Raw genomic sequence first — 13,028 nt, 5'->3', positions numbered from 1 at the left:
TTCGCGCTGGCCCATTCGGCACTCCGGCCGGGTGGTTTTCGGCCCGGGTCGCCGGGTAACCGGCAGCCATGACAGCAACACCTTTCGGACCGGGCGCGCATGCCGGTGAGCGAGCCATTCCCGCCGCCGACGCCGGACGTGGTGCGCCCGAACCAGAACCGGGTTTCGGCGTCGAAGGAGAGGACACCAACGCTCCCGAGCAGCCGGACACCTCCGAGCAGCCCGACGAACCCGAGAAGCCCGACGAGCCAGAGGCCCCGGAGTAACAGGAGGTTGACCATGCATCGCGAAAGCGACCTGCACTCGCCGCGCGAGGACGACGAGCTGAAAGCCGAACTCGAGGGCACCCTGCGTTCCGGCGGCCCCACGCGCGCCGACGAAGCACGCGACCCCGAGGGCCCAGCCGACGACGATCCCGAGATCCCACCCCTCGGCGGCGGTACCTGATCACCGCCGGGACACGTCCCGGGCCGCCCGGTCTATTCTTTTGCCGTGGCGACCAGTGGATCGGGCCGATGGCGGCGGCGCACACCGTTGGTCAGCACGGTGACCGCGCTCGCGGCCGCGGTGGTGGTGGCGGTGTCCGGGGCGGCGAAACCGGGTGCTCAGGTGGATTTCCTCCAGTCCGGGCACTGGGTGTTCAATTCAGTGCTGGAGGCGGTTTTCCACCTCGACGGCGCGAGCGGCGCCATCGACGCGCGGGCGGCGATGCCCGGCGCGGCGCCGGGCAGCCAGGTGGTCCAGGGTGAAACCGGCGGCTACGTGGTCGGCGGCAATCGCATCATCGAATTCGGCAAATCCGATCTCGAGGTCAAAAAATCGGTCAGCCCAGGAACGGACGAGCGGCCGGTGGCCATCGAGGTCGCCGGCGGGCCGTACCTGGTGTACCGGCAGGCGGGCCGGATCGTCCGCCTCGGCGACTCGCTGACCACCGTGCCCGCCGGTGGCGCGCTGGGTGAACCGGTGGCCACCAGCGCGGGCTCGGTGTGGGTGCACCAGCCCGCCAGCGGCGCGATCTGCGAACTGGCGCGCGACGCCGACCGGCTGGCCTGCCCGCCCGGCGCCCCCGCCGGGCACACCGGCGGCCTGACCGTGGTCGCCGACCAGCCCGTTTTTGTCGACACCACCACCGACACCGCGCACCCGATCGGCGCGGACGGCCTCGGCCAGGGCACCGCGCTCGGCATCGACGCACCACCGCAGGCCCGGTTCACCGCCACCGACGTGGCGGGCCGGATCGCCGTGCTCGACCCGCCCGGCCACCGGATGCACCTGGTGGACACCGGCCCGGCCAAGTCGCCACCGGTGTCGGTCGACCTGCCCGCCGGGGACTACGCCGAACTCGCCTCCGCGGGGGAGGCGGTGGTGCTGCTCGACCGCGCGAAGAACGCCGTGCTCACCTACGATCCGCGCGGCCAGCTGAAGACCAACGTGCCGATGCCGCCCGGCGAGCCGCGCCTGGCCAGGGGCGAGGATTCCCGGGTCTACGTGGACAGCCACGACGGCGGGCACGTCCTGGTCGTGGCGGGCGACGGCGCGGTGCGGCCGGTCCCGGTCGCCGAGCCGCCGCCACCAGTCGCTCCGCCCCCGCCGCCGCAACCACAGCAGCCGGTGCCGCCGCCGGCCCAGCCGGACCGGCAGCCGCCTGCCCAACCCCAGCGGCAGCAACCAAAACCACCGGCGCAGCAGCAACAGCAGCCGCCCCCGGCGAACCCGGCCAGCCCGCCGGGCGCACCACCCGGTGTCCGGGCCACCGCGGGGAACGCGGCCCTCACGGTGAACTGGGGTGCCGCCGCGCCCAACGGCGGCGCGGTGCGCAACTACCACGTGTCGTGGTCGTCCAGTGCGGGCAGCGGCTCGAAGACCGTCGGCGGCGCGGCCCGCTCGACCACGCTCAGCGGCCTGGCCAACGGCACCACCTACACGATCACCGTGACCGCGGAGAACGTGGCTGGCCGCGGTTCCGGCGCCGCGACCAGCGGTACGCCCATCGCGCCGGAGCGGTCGATCACGCTGTCCCGCGGCTCGTCGGTGACCACCATCGACGACTGCTCGATCCCCGAATGCGCGTACATGCGCATCGCCGCGAAGGGGTTCACCCCGGGGCAGTCCTACACGTTCGTGCCGCACGCCACCGCGACCTCCTACCGGGGCGGGTCGTCCACCCGCACCGCCGGACCCGACGGCAGCATCACCTTCGAAGCCTTCCACTTCGACCAGATCGACGAGACCGTGTGGGTCACCGCCGACGGCGTCGAATCCAACCGGATCACCTGGGCCAAGAGCTGACCGCCGTCAGCCCTGGCCACCGGCCGGGTGGTAGGCGAGGAGTTCCCAGCTGTGCCCGTCCGGGTCGTCGACGGCCCGGTTGTACAGCCAGCCGATGTCCTGCGCCTCGCGTGGCTCGGTGCCGCCCGCGGCCAGCGCCGCGTCGGCCAGTCGGTCCACTTCTTCCCGCGAACCGGCGGCCAGCGCGCTGATCACCTCGATCGGACCGTCCGATGTGGACCGCTTGGTGAAGGTCGCGAACGTCTCGCGGGTCATCAGCTGCACCACGATCGCGTCGGCGAACACCACCTGGGCCGAGGTGTCACCGGTGAAGTCCGGGTTGATCGTCCCGCCCATCGCGGTGTACACCTTCTTGCTCACCTCCAGGTCGGAGACCGGCAGGTTGAGGTAGATCTGCGTGATGGCCATGGCGAATCCCTTCGAGAACGCTGGTGCGCCGGGTGTTCCGGCGTCACCACGAACCTAGGACCGCACCGCGACGTCGGTCTTGTACAGGAGCGACAGCACCTCGTCGTCGTCGGCTCGCCGGAGCTGGGAGGCCGTGCGCCCGGTGAACCTCGTCAGGGAGCGCGCCAGGTGCGGCTGGTCGTGGTACCCGGCGCGCTGCGCGACCTCGACCGCCGCCACGCCCTGCCCCAGCAGCAGCACGGCCTGCCTGACGCGCTCGATCTGCCGGATCGCGCCCTGGGTCAGGCCGGTCGCCGCGGCCACCCGCCGCTGCACCGAGCGCGGGGTGACCAAGGTGGTCGTGTCACCCCGGAGCACCTCGGTGACCAGTGGGTCGCGCACCAGCAATCCGGCGCGCACCAGGCGATCCACGAAGACGTCGGCGTTGCCGAAGGTCGGCGTCTCCCATTCCTCGCCCTGCAGGACGAACGAGCGGGCCGTGGTGTGCGGACTCGACACGGCGGTGTCGACCAGCTTCGAGACCGGCATCGGCGCCAGGAACGCGCCGTGCCGGAAGATGATCCCGATCGTTTCACCCGTGGCCGGGCCCAGGTCCAGCACCGTGGGGCCCGTCTCGGGGCCGCGGACCGCCACGTGCGTCTCGCCCTGGCCTCGCCACACGACGATCTCCCAGTTGGAATTCGCGACGGACCGCATCCGCGCCGGGACCGGACCGGCGACCTCACCAGCCCGGTAGATCCGCTCCACGTACGGGGAATCGGACGGACACTGCTCGACACCGACCCGATCGAGGCTCACGGCCACGAAACTAGCGGATGATCTCGGCCCGCGCGCGCTCGTTCGGGGTCGCGATGTCCCAGAACCGGACCGTGCCCCGCGCCTCGCGATACACGCCCGTACCACCGGTGATGGCCATGTCGAGCGGGTTCGCGCCCTTCACCCAAAGCGATTGCAGGGTCACCGAGCCCTGCTCCAGTTCCATCGTGAGCACGCATTGGGCGGTGACCTTGTCACCGTCGATGTGCAGGACCTGACACGAACCGCCACCGCGGCCGACCCGGCGGCCGTCCACCGTCGCGCTGCCGGAGTAGACGTCCATGTCCCCCAGGCTCACCCCGGGCCGGTCGAGATCGAGGGCGGCGTACTGCTCGTTCTCCACCTTGAGTTCGAGGACTTCGACCTGCTCGGCGCCAGGGGTTTCCGCGTCGCTCGGGCTGGCGCCGCACCCGCTGACCGCCACGGCGGCGAGCGGCACAACGGCGAGGATCTGGAGAACCGCCTTGGCGCGGGTGTTGTTCTTGGGCATTCGGACTCCTCGAGCGATGGCGTGGCTGCGTCACCCCCAGCGTCACCGACCCCGTTCGATGCTGTCCAAGACCAAAAACCACATCTGTTCATAACACTCGGGGTATGTATTCGCTGCTTGAAATTTTCAAGCGCGCATGACAAGCCCAAGCAAGTTGATCGAGGCGAAAGGGGCCGCCATGGCCGATGCCACCAGGAGCGTGCGGCCCGCCTGGGTCGATGACGACCTGTTCCCGTTCGAAAGCCGTTTCATCGAAATCGACGGGCACACCGTGCACTACGTCGACGAGGGATCAGGGCCTGTACTCCTGCTCCTGCACGGAAATCCGACCTGGTCGTTCCTCTGGCGCGACGTGATCCGCGCGCTGCGCGACGACTTCCGGTGCGTCGCCCTCGACTACCCCGGCTTCGGGCTGTCCACGCCGAAGCCCGGCTACCGCTACCTGCCCGAGGAACACGCGGACGTGGTCACCGGATTTGTCGACGCGCTGGGGTTGAGCGAAGTCACCCTCGTCGGGCAGGACTGGGGCGGGCCGATCGGCCTCGCCGCCGCCGCGCGGCGACCGGACGTCTTCGACCGGCTGGTCCTCGTCAACGCGTGGGCGTGGCCGGTCAACGGCGACCTCTACTTCGAGGCCTTCGCCCGTATCGCCGGCGGTCCCCCGATACGCTTCCTGGCCCGGCGGCTCAACCTGATCGTCAACGCGTTCGTCCCGATGGGGCACCGAAGGCGCAAGCCGACCGCGGCCGAGATGAGCCACTACCGCCGCGCGCTGGACACCCCCGCACGGCGCCAGGCCTGCGCCGTGCTCCCCGGCCGGATCACCGCCAGCCAGGCCTTCTTCACCGAAGTCGAAGCCGGGCTGACCGGCCTCGCCCACCTGCCGGCGCTGATCGTGTGGGGCAACGCCCAAATCGGCTTCCGCCCGCGGGAACGCGAACGCCAGGAACAGATCTTCACCAACCACCGGACGGTGATCATCGAGGACGCGGGCCTCTACGTGGAGTCCGACGCGCCCGGCGAGTTCATCGCCGCCCTCCGCGACTGGGCCGCGACGCGGTAGTAGTTTCACTCCCGATCGAGGGGAGCTGACTCCAGTGGCACAGCTACACGTCGGCTGCGCGATGTGGACTCACAAGGCGTGGCCGGGGCGGTTCCTGCCGCCGTCGCTGCCGGTGCGCGAGCGCCTGCGGGCCTACGCGGGCTGGTGCAACGCGGTCGAAGGCAACACCACCTTCTACGCGACTCCCGCCAGGGAAACCGTCGCGACCTGGGCGCAGCAGACCGGTCCCGGCTTCCGGTTCGTGGTCAAGCTGCCCAAGCTCGTCACGCACGAGCGCCGGTTCGCCGGGGTCGAGACCGAGATGCGCGCCTTCCTGGACGCGATCGAGCCACTCGGCGAGCGGGCGGTCCTGTGGACCCAGCTGCCCGGCTCGTTCGGCCCTTCGGACGTCGATGCACTCGGCCGTTTCCTGCGCAGGCTCCCGGCAAACCGCCGGCGTGCGGTGGAGGTGCGCCACCCCGCGTTCTTCACCGACGCCCGCTCGACGTCACTGCTGGAGGGCGCGCTCGCCGACGCGAACGCCGAGTGGGTGCCGTTCGACACCACGGTTTTCTTCCAGAGCCCACCGGCGAGCGAGGCCGAACAGGAGGCCTGGGTCAGGAAACCACGGCTGCCGCGGCGGACGCGCGCACTGACCGACCAGCCGATCGTCCGCTACCTGGGGCGGGACTCGGCGCAGGCGACGGCCGAGGGGTGGCGGCCGTGGACCGAAGTGGTCGCCGCCTGGCTGCGCGAAGGCCGGTCGCCGACGGTTTTTGTGCACACGCCCGACAACAACGACGCACCAGCGCTCGCCCGCCGCTTCCACGACGACGTGCGAGCGCTGGTGCCCGGCCTCGACGCGCTGCCCGAACCGGAGCCGGTCGAGCCGGCGACCCTGTTCTGAGGCGGGGTCAGGAACCGGCGGGCTGGACCCGCTCGAACCGCACCCGGCTCAGCCAGCCGGGGAGGTCGCTGAGCACGTACAGTTCGCCGTGCACGTCGGTGCCGATCGCGGTCGGCTGGGTGGGGAAATTGCCGATCGTGGCGGAGTCGTAGCCGCCGCCGTGCTGGGGGCGCACGGCGAACACGCGGGTCGAGCAGTAGTCGCTCGCGACGTAGGTTCCGCGTGCTTCCGGGGTTTTGGAGCCGCGGTACACCACCCCGCCGGTCACCGAGCAGTTGTCGTTGTAGTGGTCGTATTCGAAGACCGGGTCGGTGTACCGCACGTCCGACCGGCACTGCTGCGGGTCGAACACCGGGGTGCCCTCGCGGCAGGACCAGCCGAGGTTCGCGCCGCCCTGCCACGGGCGGATGTGGTTGATCTCCTCGACCAGGCCCTGGCCGACGTCGCCGATCCACAGCGAGCCGTCGACCGGGTCGATGGAGAACCGCCACGGGTTGCGCAGCCCGTAGACCCAGATCTCCGGCCGCGCGCCCGGCACGCCGACGAACGGGTTGCTGCCGGGCACGCAGTAGGGCTTCGGCCCGCAGGCGCGCTTGACGTCGATCCGCACGATCTTGCCGAGCAGGGTGCCGAGGTTCTGCCCGGCCTTGAACGGGTCGTTGGTGTGGCCGCCGTCGCCGAGCGACCAGTAGAGGTAACCGTCGCGGCCGAACGCCACCTGCCCGCCGTTGTGGTTGCCGTACTCGGCGTGTTCCTGGGTGAGCAGCACCTGCAGCTGGTCGGGAGCGCTGATGGGCACTCGCGCCAGGGTCAGCGCGCCTGCCGGGAGGCTCGTGTAGGCCACGTAGAGCATCCCGGTCCACGCGAAGTCCGGCGCGGGCGTGATGCCGAGCAGGCCGCGCTCGTTGTCCGACGGGTCGATCCGGGCGGTCAGGTCGAGCACCGGCTCGGCCGCGAGCCCGGTGCTCGGGTGGTAGGCGCGGACCGTGCCGTTCTTCTCGGCGATCAGCATGCGGCCGTCCGGCAGCCCGGTGATCGCGATCGGCCGCCGCAGGCCGGAGGCCACCTGCTCGGACACCACGGTCAGCTCGTCAAGCGGCACCGCATGGGGTTGGACGGCACCGGCCGCGGCGGTGCCGGTGGGCGTCGAAGGCAACAACAACGCGGACAGGGCCAGCACGAACAGGGCGGCCAGCACGGTGATCGGGCGACAACGCCGTCGCGACATGGGTCAGCTCCTGGAGGTGGGGGTTTTGGGAGCGCTCCCAACCGTACCGTGGCCGACCGCCCGCAGCCAGCCCCCAACCTCGTCTGGCCCAGCAGGTGCGATCAGATCAGGTAGAGCCACCATTTCTGGCTGGCCGGGCTGCTGGCGTGCGGGCCCGTGCAGTCGTACCGGTATGCCTTGCCCGACAGCACGTACTGGAAACCCGCGGTCCGGCACGCGGACTCCGTGCTGTACCTGGCGTACGGATCCTGCGCGGACGCCGTGCCCGTACCGGCCAGCAGCATGCCCACCGCGGCCGAGGTGACCGCCGCCGTTGTCAGAACTCGCTTCACGAATGTTCCCTCCAGTCGAAGACGATGATCATCCTGCCACCGTTTCATCAGGATTTCATCGGTGGCGGCTAGGGTCGCCGCGGTGAGGCCGATGGCGGAGGCGGAGGCGGGCACGGTCGGCCCGTACCGGGTGCTCGGCGAGCTGGGGCGCGGCGGGATGGGCCGGGTGCTGCTGGCCTCGGGCCCGGACGGGCGGCTGGTGGCGGTCAAGCAGGTACTGGCGGAAGCGCTGACGGACGACGGGTTCCGCGCGCGGTTCGCCCGCGAGGTCGCCGCGTCCCGCACCGTGTCGGGGGCCTACACCGCCGCGGTCGTCGACGCCGACCCGCACGCCGCCGAACCGTGGCTGGCGTCGGTGTTCGTGGCGGGTCCGTCGCTGCGAGAGGCGCTGGACACCGTGGGGCCCCTGCCGGAGGAGTCCGCGCTGCGGCTGGCGGCCGGACTGGCGACCGCGCTGGCAGGCATCCACGCGGCGGGCGTGGTGCACCGGGATCTCAAGCCCTCCAACGTGCTGCTCGCCGAGGACGGGCCCCGCGTGGTCGATTTCGGGATCGCCCGCGCCGCCGACGCCGAAGGCGGGCGCGGTGAGCTGACGCACACGGGATGGCTGGTGGGCTCGCCGGCGTTCGCCTCGCCCGAGCAGGCCGAGGGCGGTGAACTGGGCCCGGCCAGCGACGTGTTCTCACTGGGCATCGTGCTGGCCGTGGCGTGCACGGGCGTGAACCCGTTCGCCGGGCCTTCGACCTGGCACACGCTGAACAACGTGGTGTCCGGCGAACCCGACCTCACCGCGGTGCCCGGCCGGCTGCGCCCGATCGTGGCGAAGTGCCTGGCCAAGGACCCCGCCGCGCGCCCTACGCCGGGCCAGATCCTGGAGCTGGCCGGCGCGCTGGCGCCGTCGGTGCGGCCGTGGCCGGACGCGGTGCACGGCATGATCAACGCGCAGCGCGACCGGGTCGCCGCGCTGGTCGCCCCCGCGCGGCTGGGCACGCCCGCCGGGGACGGCGGCCCGACCGTGGTCCAGCCCGCTCCCTGGCAAGCCCCGCCCGCTTGGCGGCCGAACCCACCCGCCAGCCGCCGGAAGGCCCATCCCGTCGCCGCGGCCGTCGCCGGGTCCCTCGGCGTGGTCACGGCGGGCATGCAGGCCTGGTTCGCGGTGGCCAACGTGGTGCTCAGCGGCCCGCCCGGTGAATGGCCGAGCCTGGTGTGGGTGAACATCCTCGGTGCGCTGGTCACCGCGGTGTGCCTGCTGGTCGCGGCGGGATTCACCTTCGCGCGGGTGCTCGGGGGCGCGTGGACGCTGTGCGCGCTCTGCACGTTGGCCGTGGTGGCGGTTTTTGTGTCCCCGTTGGTGCGAGGCGTGAGTTTCGAGGACCAGCTCCACTTCGCTTTCGCCTTCCACAAAAGCACCGGTGCCGCCGTCGGCCTGACCGTCATCGCCGGTTGCCTGGCCGCGATCGCGGCGGCGATCGCGGCCGGACGCGCTCAGGCCGCGCGGCGCGGGCCGTAGTGCCGTGGTCACAGGGCCCGATCCAGCGCACGGGCGAGTCTGTCCACATCGGACTCGGTGGTGCGCCAGTTGCTGAAGGCAACGCGGAAACCCGGTGTGCCCTGGTAAACGGTCGGCGTGACCACGGCCTCGCCGCTGTCCGCGACCGCCCGGACCAGTGCGTCGACCCGTTCCCGCGTCGGATTGGCGGCGAGGGTGCAGCAGACGACGTTGAGGCGGACCGGCGCCAGCAGTCGCAACCGCGGCTCGTCGGCCACCCACCTGCCCAGCCGAGCGGCCAGCGCGGTGGTGCGCTCGACTATCTCCTGGTGCCCTTCGCGACCGTAGGCGGTCAATGAGAACCAGGTGGGGAGCGCGCGCAGTCGCCGGGAGTTCTCGGGGGTCAGGTGGGCGTAATCGGGCTCGCCCGCCGGGGGCGGCAGGTAGGCCGCGACGTTCTTGAACACCGCGACCTGGAGGTCACGGCGCCGGGTGAACTGCACGGCGGCGTCGTACGGGACGTTGAGCCACTTGTGCAGGTCCACGCACACCGAGTCGGCCTCCACGAGGCCGTCGACCAGCGCGCGGTGCCGGGGCGACAATGCCGCGAAGGCACCAAAAGCGCCGTCCACGTGCAGCCAGAAGGGGAATCGCTCCTTCAACGCCACGATCGCGCGTAGGTCGTCGAAGTCCACCGTGTTCACCGTGCCCGCGTTGGCGACCACGATCGCGGGTTGCCCGTCCAGCGCCTCCAGCGCTTCGGCCAGGCGATCGACGTCCACCGCTTCCCGGCCCGGCAGCGTGGGCACCAGGGACAGCCGCTCGCGTCCGATGCCCAACATGGACAGTGCTTTGTAGACACTCGAATGCGGGGTGGCGGACAGCACCGGGACCCGGCCGAGCGCGCCGACCCCGGCGTCGGTCACCGAAATGCCCGCCTGCTCGCCGAGCCATTCCCTGGCCACCGCGAGACCGGTGAAGTTCGACATCGTCGCACCGGTGACAAACGCGCCGTGGTGCTCGGCGCCCAGGCCGAACAGCTCCGCGAGCCAGCCGGCCGTCTCACGTTCCAGGCCGATCGCGGCCGAGTCGCCGCCGGCCGCCGCGTTCTGGTCGTACGCGCTGGTCAGCCAGTCCCCCGCCACCGAGGCAGGGGTAGCGCCACCGGTGACGAACCCGAAATACCTCGGGCCCGCGCTGCCGGAGAACCACGGTGCCCAGCGTTGCTCGAACCGGGCCAGCGCGCCTGCCGTGCCGATCCCGGTCGCGGGCATCGGCGCGGCACCGGACGCACGGGCCCGCGCGGCGACCGGCCGCGTGTCCAGGCTGGTGAGCGCGCGTTCGGCCGCGTCACGGGTGGCCGTCAGCAGTTCGGGCAGGCCGGTCAGGTCATCGGTGAGCTTGGGGTGCATCGGTCATCTCCGGGGTTCACGGGGTGAGGGCGTCGGCGAGGCGGTCGAGCGCGGTGCTGAACTCGCCGTCCGGCAGGTGGCCGAAGCCGAGCCGGAACACCCGGTCGTGTTCGCCGAACCACGAGCCGGGCGCGACGCGGGTGTCGTTCGCGGCGAGCCGGGCGTAGAAGGCGGCGACCGCTTCGTCGTCCGGGAACCGGTCGGCGGGCAGGCGCAGGCAGCACAGCGCACCTCCGTCCGGGCGGACGAGCTCCACGGGCTGGTCCCGCGTCCAGTTCACCAGTTCGGCGAGCGCCCCGCCCAGCCGTTCGGCTCGCACGGCGAGGATTTCGGTGCTCCGGCGGAGCACCCGCGCGGCCAGGAACTCGTCCACCGTGGAGCAGGCGATCGTGGTGTGGAACTTGGCTTGGCGCAACCGTTCGCACAGCCCCGGGTCGGTGGTGGTCAGCCAGCCGATGCGCAGGCCGGGCGCGCCGTGGGCCTTGGACAGCGAGGAGCAGGTGACGACCCGCGGTGACGTCCCCGCCGCCGAACCAGGCGCCAGGTCGTCGTCGTAGGTGGACGCGTGGTAGGTCTCGTCGACCAGCACGACCGCCTCCGGCGCGCGATCCCGCACGACGTCGAGCAGCCCGCGCAGCTCGTCGGCGGTGAACCGGACACCGGACGGGTTCTGCGGTGAGGCCAGCGACACCAGCCGGGTGCGGGGCGTGAGCGCGCCGGCTACCGCGTCCAACGCCAGCCGGTAGCCGTCGTCGAACGACAACGGCACCGCGTCCACCCCGGCGCCGAGTCCTTCCGGGACGGTCCGCGCGGGCGGAAAGCACGGCGTGACAAGGAGAACCCGGTCACCGGGGCGGCAGGTGGCCTGGGCGAGCAGGAACATCGCCTCGATCGCGCCGACCGTCACCAGCACCTGGTCCGCGGTCACCCCGGCAGCCGCGGCGATCAGCTCGCGCAACTCCGCGTCACCGCGTGACGTGCCGTAGTCGAGTGCCAGGCCCGCGAGTTCGCCCGGATCGGCCAGGTCGGCGACCTCGAGCGGCGGGCAGGTGCTCTCGGCGAGGTCGTAGCGCACGGGGCTGTCGATCAGGGCGGTCATCGCGCTGGGGGTGAAGGTGGTCATGGCGGCCATCATCGGAGCGGGCGAGCGGTCGCGGCAGAGCCAATGCGGGTAAATTGGTTTGCCAATGGAGCCAATCGGGTTGGTCGAGCGTCTCGGCCGCTGGTCGTCGGGCCGGGGGCCGCTGTATGTGCTGCTCGCGGCGCGGCTGCGCACGCTGATCGAGGACGGTGAGCTGCCGCCGGGCTCCCGGCTGCCGCCCGACCGCGCGCTGGCCTCGGCGCTGGCGGTCGGCCGCAGCACGGTCGTCGCGGCGTACGACCAGCTGGTCGTGGAGGGCCGCATCGTGCGCCGTCAGGGCAGCGGCACCAGGGTCGCCGGGGCCGCCCCGGCACCACCGCGGGCCACCACGGACGCGCCGGCGTTCCTGCACCTGCTCGAACCGCAGGACGGGATGATCATGCTGGCGTGCGCGGCCCCGGACGCCCCGCCGGTGGAGCTGGTCGAGGCGTACACCCGGACCGTGCCGCGGCTGGCGGGCATCACCGCCGACATCGGCTACCACCCGATGGGGCAGCCCGCGCTGCGTCATGCGATCGCCGAGCGCTACCGGCACCGCGGGGTGCCCACCACGCCGGATCAGGTGCTGGTCACCACCGGCGGGCAGCAGGCGCTGTCCCTGCTGGCCCGCGCGCTGCTCCGGCCCGGTGACCGGGTGCTGGTGGAGACGCCGACCTATCCCGGTGCGCTGGAGGCGTTCCGGGAAGAGGGCGCCGTGCTGCGCGGGCTGCCGGTCGGGCTCACCGGATTCGCGGGCGCCGCGGCCGAACACCGTCCCGTGCTCGCCTACGTGACCGCCAGCTACCACAACCCGACCGGCGCGGTGATGCCCGCGCTGCACCGGCGGCGGCTGGCCGAAACCGCGGCCGCCGCCGGGGTGGTGCTGGTCGACGACGAGGTGCTCGCCGACCTCGGCTTCCCCGGCGAATCGGCACCGCCGCCGCTGGCCGCCTACCACGATCAGGTGATCACGATCGGGTCGCTCAGCAAGGTCGCCTGGGGCGGTCTGCGGGTCGGCTGGGTACGCGCGCCGTCCCGGGTCGTCGCCCGGCTGGCGCGGCTGCGGGCCGTGCACGACCTCGGCGGCAACGTCCCCGCGCAACTGGCCGCCGCCGACCTGCTGGCCCAGCTCGGCACGCTCCAGCACCGGGGCGCCGCCGAGCGAAAGGCCCGCCACGACCACCTCCGCGCCGAACTCGCCCGGCACCTGCCGGACTGGCACGTGCCCGCCGTGCCCGGCGGCCAGACCCTGTGGGTCCGGCTCCCCCGCGGCGATGGCACGTCGTTCACCCAGGCCGCGCTGCGCCACGGTGTCGCGGTCCTGCCCGGCACCGGACTCGACGCCGGCGGAGGCAGCGCGGAATACCTGCGGCTGCACTTCATCGCCACGCCGGACGACCTCACCGAAGCCGTGCGGCGCCTGGCCACCGCCTGGCGCGGCTACCACCCACAACCCGGCCGGGTCCCCTCGATGCCGACCATGGCGATCTGACCC

The 13,028-nt window shown here is 72.2% G+C and carries 14 protein-coding genes; 7 read left to right on the top strand and 7 right to left on the bottom strand.

Translation table 11 applies throughout. From position 1 onward, the window contains the following. The first annotated feature begins 68 nt into the window (after positions 1–68). The 3 genes from A4R43_RS02830 to A4R43_RS02825 are packed head-to-tail and all read left to right on the top strand — an operon-like array spanning position 69 to position 2,289. Positions 69–266: a hypothetical protein gene (locus A4R43_RS02830; RefSeq protein ID WP_113690844.1), complete on the top strand. Its 198-nt coding sequence runs from the start codon at positions 69–71 to the stop codon at positions 264–266. Between the two features lie 13 nt (positions 267–279). After that, positions 280–447: a hypothetical protein gene (locus A4R43_RS43145; RefSeq protein ID WP_205215222.1), complete on the top strand. Its 168-nt coding sequence runs from the start codon at positions 280–282 to the stop codon at positions 445–447. A gap of 45 nt (positions 448–492) precedes the next feature. Beyond that, positions 493–2,289 (top strand): fibronectin type III domain-containing protein, encoded by a 1,797-nt coding sequence (locus A4R43_RS02825; RefSeq protein ID WP_113690843.1) that lies wholly within the window; start codon positions 493–495, stop codon positions 2,287–2,289. A 6-nt stretch (positions 2,290–2,295) separates the two neighbouring features. Here A4R43_RS02825 and A4R43_RS02820 read toward each other — a convergent pair whose 3' ends face one another. Genes A4R43_RS02820 through A4R43_RS02810 form a run of 3 tightly spaced genes read right to left on the bottom strand, consistent with a single transcriptional unit; the run spans position 2,296 to position 4,003 of the window. Further along, the gene (locus A4R43_RS02820; protein ID WP_113690842.1) at positions 2,296–2,697 is read right to left on the bottom strand and encodes a VOC family protein; all 402 of its coding nucleotides are present in this window, start codon (positions 2,695–2,697) and stop codon (positions 2,296–2,298) included. Between the two features lie 54 nt (positions 2,698–2,751). Continuing rightward, positions 2,752–3,495: a helix-turn-helix domain-containing protein gene (locus A4R43_RS02815; protein WP_113697304.1), complete on the bottom strand. Its 744-nt coding sequence runs from the start codon at positions 3,493–3,495 to the stop codon at positions 2,752–2,754. Positions 3,496–3,505: 10 nt separating this feature from the next. After that, on the bottom strand, positions 3,506–4,003 hold the full coding sequence (locus tag A4R43_RS02810) for an allene oxide cyclase barrel-like domain-containing protein (RefSeq protein WP_113690841.1): 498 nt from the start codon (positions 4,001–4,003) through the stop codon (positions 3,506–3,508). 178 nt (positions 4,004–4,181) lie between these two features. Between A4R43_RS02810 and A4R43_RS02805 the strand changes: the two genes are divergently transcribed. Both A4R43_RS02805 and A4R43_RS02800 read left to right on the top strand, forming a co-directional pair. Continuing rightward, a complete protein-coding gene (locus A4R43_RS02805) occupies positions 4,182–5,066 on the top strand; it encodes an alpha/beta fold hydrolase (protein ID WP_113690840.1) in 885 nt (294 codons plus the stop codon). A 61-nt stretch (positions 5,067–5,127) separates the two neighbouring features. Then, positions 5,128–5,952, top strand: coding sequence for a DUF72 domain-containing protein (locus tag A4R43_RS02800; RefSeq protein WP_113690839.1), 825 nt, complete (start codon positions 5,128–5,130; stop codon positions 5,950–5,952). Between the two features lie 7 nt (positions 5,953–5,959). Here A4R43_RS02800 and A4R43_RS02795 read toward each other — a convergent pair whose 3' ends face one another. Then, positions 5,960–7,180: a PQQ-dependent sugar dehydrogenase gene (locus A4R43_RS02795; RefSeq protein WP_113690838.1), complete on the bottom strand. Its 1,221-nt coding sequence runs from the start codon at positions 7,178–7,180 to the stop codon at positions 5,960–5,962. A 101-nt stretch (positions 7,181–7,281) separates the two neighbouring features. Continuing rightward, a complete protein-coding gene (locus A4R43_RS02790) occupies positions 7,282–7,512 on the bottom strand; it encodes a hypothetical protein (protein WP_113690837.1) in 231 nt (76 codons plus the stop codon). Positions 7,513–7,603: 91 nt separating this feature from the next. Here A4R43_RS02790 and A4R43_RS44580 point away from each other — a divergent pair, with 91 nt between their 5' ends. Further along, complete coding sequence (locus tag A4R43_RS44580) at positions 7,604–9,022, top strand: protein kinase domain-containing protein (RefSeq protein ID WP_113690836.1); 1,419 nt, start codon at positions 7,604–7,606, stop codon at positions 9,020–9,022. Between the two features lie 8 nt (positions 9,023–9,030). On the opposite strand, the gene A4R43_RS02780 is transcribed toward A4R43_RS44580, so the two are convergent. Then, positions 9,031–10,413: a pyridoxal phosphate-dependent decarboxylase family protein gene (locus tag A4R43_RS02780; protein ID WP_113690835.1), complete on the bottom strand. Its 1,383-nt coding sequence runs from the start codon at positions 10,411–10,413 to the stop codon at positions 9,031–9,033. 16 nt (positions 10,414–10,429) lie between these two features. Continuing rightward, on the bottom strand, positions 10,430–11,536 hold the full coding sequence (locus tag A4R43_RS02775; protein ID WP_236808738.1) for a pyridoxal phosphate-dependent aminotransferase: 1,107 nt from the start codon (positions 11,534–11,536) through the stop codon (positions 10,430–10,432). Between the two features lie 79 nt (positions 11,537–11,615). Between A4R43_RS02775 and A4R43_RS02770 the strand changes: the two genes are divergently transcribed. Further along, a complete protein-coding gene (locus A4R43_RS02770; protein WP_236808736.1) occupies positions 11,616–13,025 on the top strand; it encodes an aminotransferase-like domain-containing protein in 1,410 nt (469 codons plus the stop codon). The last annotated feature ends 3 nt before the right edge of the window (positions 13,026–13,028 follow it).

Source organism: Amycolatopsis albispora (genome assembly GCF_003312875.1).
GTDB lineage: Bacteria > Actinomycetota > Actinomycetes > Mycobacteriales > Pseudonocardiaceae > Amycolatopsis > Amycolatopsis albispora.
The sequence above is the reverse complement of the archived record's forward strand: the minus strand, read 5'-3'. Positions and strand labels throughout refer to the sequence as shown.

Excerpts from the sequence above, each read along its gene's own strand:
- A4R43_RS02830 (WP_113690844.1), top strand. The coding sequence starts at position 69 with ATGACAGCAACACCTTTCGGACCGGGCGCGCATGCCGGTGAGCGAGCC.
- A4R43_RS43145 (WP_205215222.1), top strand. The coding sequence starts at position 280 with ATGCATCGCGAAAGCGACCTGCACTCGCCGCGCGAGGACGACGAGCTG.
- A4R43_RS02820 (WP_113690842.1), bottom strand. The coding sequence starts at position 2,697 with ATGGCCATCACGCAGATCTACCTCAACCTGCCGGTCTCCGACCTGGAG.
- A4R43_RS02810 (WP_113690841.1), bottom strand. The coding sequence starts at position 4,003 with ATGCCCAAGAACAACACCCGCGCCAAGGCGGTTCTCCAGATCCTCGCC.
- A4R43_RS02805 (WP_113690840.1), top strand. The coding sequence starts at position 4,182 with ATGGCCGATGCCACCAGGAGCGTGCGGCCCGCCTGGGTCGATGACGAC.
- A4R43_RS02800 (WP_113690839.1), top strand. The coding sequence starts at position 5,128 with ATGTGGACTCACAAGGCGTGGCCGGGGCGGTTCCTGCCGCCGTCGCTG.
- A4R43_RS02795 (WP_113690838.1), bottom strand. The coding sequence starts at position 7,180 with ATGTCGCGACGGCGTTGTCGCCCGATCACCGTGCTGGCCGCCCTGTTC.
- A4R43_RS44580 (WP_113690836.1), top strand. The coding sequence starts at position 7,604 with ATGGCGGAGGCGGAGGCGGGCACGGTCGGCCCGTACCGGGTGCTCGGC.
- A4R43_RS02780 (WP_113690835.1), bottom strand. The coding sequence starts at position 10,413 with ATGCACCCCAAGCTCACCGATGACCTGACCGGCCTGCCCGAACTGCTG.
- A4R43_RS02775 (WP_236808738.1), bottom strand. The coding sequence starts at position 11,536 with ATGACCACCTTCACCCCCAGCGCGATGACCGCCCTGATCGACAGCCCC.